The following is a 3,907-nucleotide window of genomic DNA, read 5'->3' as shown; positions in this document are numbered from 1 at the left end:
GAATTCAGGAGAGCCCATGCCGTCTTTCGATACCGTCTGCGAGCCCAATCTGCCCGAAGTGAAGAATGCGGTCGAAAACACCGCCAAGGAAATCGCAACGCGCTTCGATTTCAAGGGCACGGCCGCCGCCGTCGAGCTCAAGGACAAGGAAATCACCATGATCGGCGACGCCGAGTTCCAGCTCGTGCAGGTCGAGGACATCCTGCGCGCCAAGCTCACCAAGCGCAGCGTCGACGTGCGCTTCCTCGACAAGGGCGACGTTCAGAAGATCGGCGGCGACAAGGTCAAGCAGGTCATCAAGGTCAAGAGCGGCATCGAGTCCGAGCAGGCCAAGAAGATCACCCGCATCATCAAGGACAGCAAGCTCAAGGTGCAGGCGGCCATCCAGGGCGACGCGGTGCGCATCACCGGCGCCAAGCGCGACGACCTGCAGGCGGCCATGGCACTCATCAAGAAAGACGTGCCCGACATGCCGCTGTCCTTCAACAACTTCCGCGACTGAGCCGCAAATGAAGGCCCTCGTCGTCGCAGCGCAGCTGCTGGCTGCCGCTGCAGGGGCGCATGCGGCCGGCTCCGTGATGCTGACCGGCACCATCGGCAGCCGCGCGATCCTGATCGTGAACGGCGCGCCGCCCAAGACGGTGGCGGTCGGCGAGACCTTCCAGGGCGTGAAGCTGCTGTCGCTGCAGGCCGAGCAGGCGGTGGTCGAACTCGAGGGCAAGCGCGTCAACCTGCGCATGGACACGCCGGTCAGCATCGGCGGCGGGGGAGGCACCGGTGGCGGCAGCCGCATCGTGCTGCCGGCTGACAGCCGCGGCCATTTCATGACGCAGGGCGCCATCAACGGCCGCCCCGTCACCTTCATGCTCGACACGGGCGCCACTTCTATCGCCCTGTCGGCCGACGATGCCCAGCGCATCGGCCTGGACTACAGCAAGGGGCAGCGCATCCAGATGAGCACCGCCAACGGCGTGTCCAGCGGCTACAAGCTGCGGCTGCAATCGGTGCGCGTGGGCGACGTGGAGGTGTACGACATCGACGCCATCGTCTCGCCGCAGCCCATGCCCTTCGTGCTGCTGGGCAACAGCTTCATCAACCGTTTCTCGATGCGCCGCGACGCGGACCAGATGGTCCTCGAAAAACGCTATTGACCGCCCGCGTCAGGCCTGGGCGGCCGTGACCACGATCTCGATCTTGTAGGCCGCATTGGCCATCTTGGCCTGCACCGTTGCGCGCGGCGGGGTGTTGCCGGCGGGAATCCACGCATCCCACACCTCGTTCATGGCCGCGATGTCGGTGATGTCGGCCAGGAAGATCTGCGTCATGAGGATGCGCGACTTGTCGCTGCCGGCCTCGGCGAGCAGGCGGTCGACCATGGCCAGCACCTGGGTGGTCTGGCCGCGGATGTCCTGCGTGGTGTCGTCGGGCACCTGGCCCGCGAGGTAGATGGTGCCGTTGTGCACGGCCGTCTCGGACAGGCGCGGGCCGACGTGGAAGCGTGTGATGGATGCCATGGTGTTTATCAAGCCTTTTTCTTCGAGCCGAGTTTCGACTCCGTGCCGGCCGCGAGCCGGCGGATGTTCTCGCGGTGCCGCCAGACCAGCAGCAGACTCATGATGATGATCGCAATCAGCACCGTGCGGTCGAGCGGCCACGCAATATTGCCGCCCAGCAGGTAATAGGCCGGCGCAAAGAAGGCCGCCACCAGCGACGACAGCGACGAATAGCGGAAGAACACCGCAATGATCAGCCAGGTGGCGCCGGTCGCGAGCCCCAGCCAGGGCGCAATGCCCACCAGCACGCCGGCCGCCGTGGCCACGCCCTTGCCGCCCTGGAAGCCGAAGAACACGGGGTAGAGGTGGCCCAGGAAGGCCGCCAGGCCCGCCAGCGCGGCCACGCCTTCACCCAGGCCCCACTGGGCGCCGAAATGGCGGATCAGGAACACCGGCAGCCAGCCCTTGAGCGCATCGAGCAGCAGCGTGGCCAGCGCCGCGCCCTTGTTGCCCGAGCGCAGCACGTTGGTGGCACCGGGGTTGCCGCTGCCGTAGCTGCGCGGATCGGCCATGCCGAGCGCCTTGCTCACGATGACCGCAAAGGACAGCGAGCCGACCAGGTACGAAGCCACGATGGCGAGGAAAGACGGCAGATGAAAGCTCAAGGCGGCGCTCCGCGGGGAGGAATGGTTGTTCTTGTTCGGCGACGCCGGCTATTCTGCCAGCGCGCACTGCACCGGCGTGGCGCCGAGCAGGGCGACGCACACCTGCGGGTCGATGCCCACGAGGTAGCCGCGCCGCCCRCCGTTGATCGCGATCCTCGGCAGTTCGAGGATGGTCGATTCGATGTACACCGGCATTGCGCGCCGCGTGCCGAAGGGCGAGGTGCCGCCCACCATGTAGCCGCTGTGGCGCTGCGCGACCTCGGGCTTGCAGGGCTCGACCGACTTGGCGCCGATCTGCCGCGCGAGGTTCTTGGTCGAGACCGTGCGGTTGCCGTGCATCAGCACGATCAGCGGCCTGGCGTCCTGATCCTGCATCACCAGCGTCTTCACCACCGTGAAGGGATCGAAGCCCAGCACGGCCGCGCTGTGCTGCGCGCCGCCGTGCTCCAGGTATTCGTACGGATGCTCGGTGAAGGCGACCTTGTTCGCGCGCAGCAGCTGCGTCGCGGGGGTTTCGGAAACGTGTGCTTTCTTGCTCACTGGTGCACCCTTGGCGCTGCGCGCCTTCCCGCCAAGCGGGAGCGAGCTTGCTTGGGGCGGCCCGGCGCGGCGCTCACGCCGCCGGGTCCCGGATCTCCCACCGGATCCTGTCGATCTCGGCCAGCACCTCGGGCGAGAGCGTGGTGCCGTAGGCATCGATGTCTTCGTCGAGCTGCGCCACCGTCGTCACGCCGATGATGGTGCTTGCCACCTGCCACTTGGTGTAGCAGAAGGCCAGCGCAAGCTGCGTGGGCGTCAGGCCGTTGTCGCGCGCGAGCTGGTTGTACAGGCGCGCGGCCTTCAGCGCATCGGGGCGGCCCCAGCGCAGCTTGCGCACCGACTCGTAGCGCGCGATGCGCGCGTCCTGGGGCGCATCGGGCCCGGTGATGCCGCTCTGGTCGTACTTGCCGGTGAGCAGGCCGTAGGCCAGCGGCGAATAGGCCAGCAGCGACACGCCCAGCCGGTGCATCGTCTCGTCCAGGCCGTTCTCGACGCCGCGGCTCGCCAGGTTGTAGACGTTCTGCACCGTGGCCACGCGCGGCAGCCCGTGCTGCTCGGCCAGCCGCACGAACTCGTGCACGCCATAGGGCGTTTCATTCGACAGGCCAATCGCGCGCACCTTGCCGGCCTTCACCAGTCCGCCGAGGGCTTCGAGCTGCTCGAGGATCGGGGTCTGCGAGACCTCCTTGGCCGGGTCGTAGTAGATGTTGCCGAAGGCCGGCACATGGCGCTCGGGCCAGTGGATCTGGTACAGGTCGATGACGTCGGTCTTCAGGCGCTTCAGGCTCGCATTGCACGAGGCCACGATGTCGGCCGCCGTCATGCCCACGCCTTCGCGCACCCACGGCGTGTTGCGCAGCGGACCGGCCACCTTGGTGGCGAGCACGAGCTTCTGCCGTGCGCCGGGGTTGGCCGCAAACCAGTTGCCGATGATGGTTTCGGTGACGCTGTAGGTTTCCTGGCGCGTGGGCACCGAGTACATCTCGGCCGTGTCGATGAAGTCGACGCCGCGCTCGAGCGAGCGGCTCAGGATGGCGTGGGAGGTGGGCTCGTCCACCTGTTCGCCGAAGGTCATGGTGCCCAGGCAGATGGGGGTGACGTGCAGGTCGCTCTGGCCGAGTTGGATTTTTTTCATGCGCGGGATGCTACCGCCCTCCTCCGCGGCGCGCTCGCGGCGCAGCCAAAACCCGGGCGCGTGCTGTCCTGTGC

Annotated in this window: 6 protein-coding genes; 2 read left to right on the top strand and 4 right to left on the bottom strand. The window is 67.2% G+C overall.

What is annotated here, in order from left to right; genetic code table 11:
• Positions 1–16 precede the first annotated feature (16 nt).
• Both AC1DOC_RS23535 and AC1DOC_RS23530 read left to right on the top strand, forming a co-directional pair.
• Entirely contained in the window at positions 17–502 is a 486-nt protein-coding gene (locus AC1DOC_RS23535; protein WP_015866547.1) for a YajQ family cyclic di-GMP-binding protein, read from the top strand.
• 7 nt (positions 503–509) lie between these two features.
• Positions 510–1,151: a retropepsin-like aspartic protease family protein gene (locus AC1DOC_RS23530; protein ID WP_307596320.1), complete on the top strand. Its 642-nt coding sequence runs from the start codon at positions 510–512 to the stop codon at positions 1,149–1,151.
• A 9-nt stretch (positions 1,152–1,160) separates the two neighbouring features.
• Here AC1DOC_RS23530 and AC1DOC_RS23525 read toward each other — a convergent pair whose 3' ends face one another.
• The 4 genes from AC1DOC_RS23525 to AC1DOC_RS23510 form a co-directional block, all read right to left on the bottom strand.
• Positions 1,161–1,514 carry a RidA family protein gene (locus AC1DOC_RS23525; protein WP_015866549.1) on the bottom strand — a complete coding sequence of 118 codons (354 nt, stop codon included), beginning with the start codon at positions 1,512–1,514 and terminating at the stop codon, positions 1,161–1,163.
• A gap of 8 nt (positions 1,515–1,522) precedes the next feature.
• Positions 1,523–2,158 (bottom strand): glycerol-3-phosphate 1-O-acyltransferase PlsY, encoded by a 636-nt coding sequence (gene plsY, locus AC1DOC_RS23520; RefSeq protein WP_478079374.1) that lies wholly within the window; start codon positions 2,156–2,158, stop codon positions 1,523–1,525.
• Between the two features lie 48 nt (positions 2,159–2,206).
• A complete protein-coding gene (locus tag AC1DOC_RS23515; protein ID WP_015866551.1) occupies positions 2,207–2,698 on the bottom strand; it encodes an aminoacyl-tRNA deacylase in 492 nt (163 codons plus the stop codon).
• Positions 2,699–2,771: 73 nt separating this feature from the next.
• Positions 2,772–3,833, bottom strand: a complete 1,062-nt coding sequence (locus tag AC1DOC_RS23510) for an aldo/keto reductase (RefSeq protein WP_369663221.1) — start codon at positions 3,831–3,833, stop codon at positions 2,772–2,774.
• Between the last annotated feature and the right edge of the window lie 74 nt (positions 3,834–3,907).

The sequence above is a fragment of the Variovorax sp. 01T439_2 genome (genome assembly GCF_056398445.1).
Note: the sequence above shows the minus strand (reverse complement) of the source record. Positions and strands in the feature narration are given on the sequence as shown.

Excerpts from the sequence above, each read along its gene's own strand:
- AC1DOC_RS23530 (WP_307596320.1), top strand. The coding sequence starts at position 510 with ATGAAGGCCCTCGTCGTCGCAGCGCAGCTGCTGGCTGCCGCTGCAGGG.
- AC1DOC_RS23535 (WP_015866547.1), top strand. The coding sequence starts at position 17 with ATGCCGTCTTTCGATACCGTCTGCGAGCCCAATCTGCCCGAAGTGAAG.
- AC1DOC_RS23525 (WP_015866549.1), bottom strand. The coding sequence starts at position 1,514 with ATGGCATCCATCACACGCTTCCACGTCGGCCCGCGCCTGTCCGAGACG.
- AC1DOC_RS23510 (WP_369663221.1), bottom strand. The coding sequence starts at position 3,833 with ATGAAAAAAATCCAACTCGGCCAGAGCGACCTGCACGTCACCCCCATC.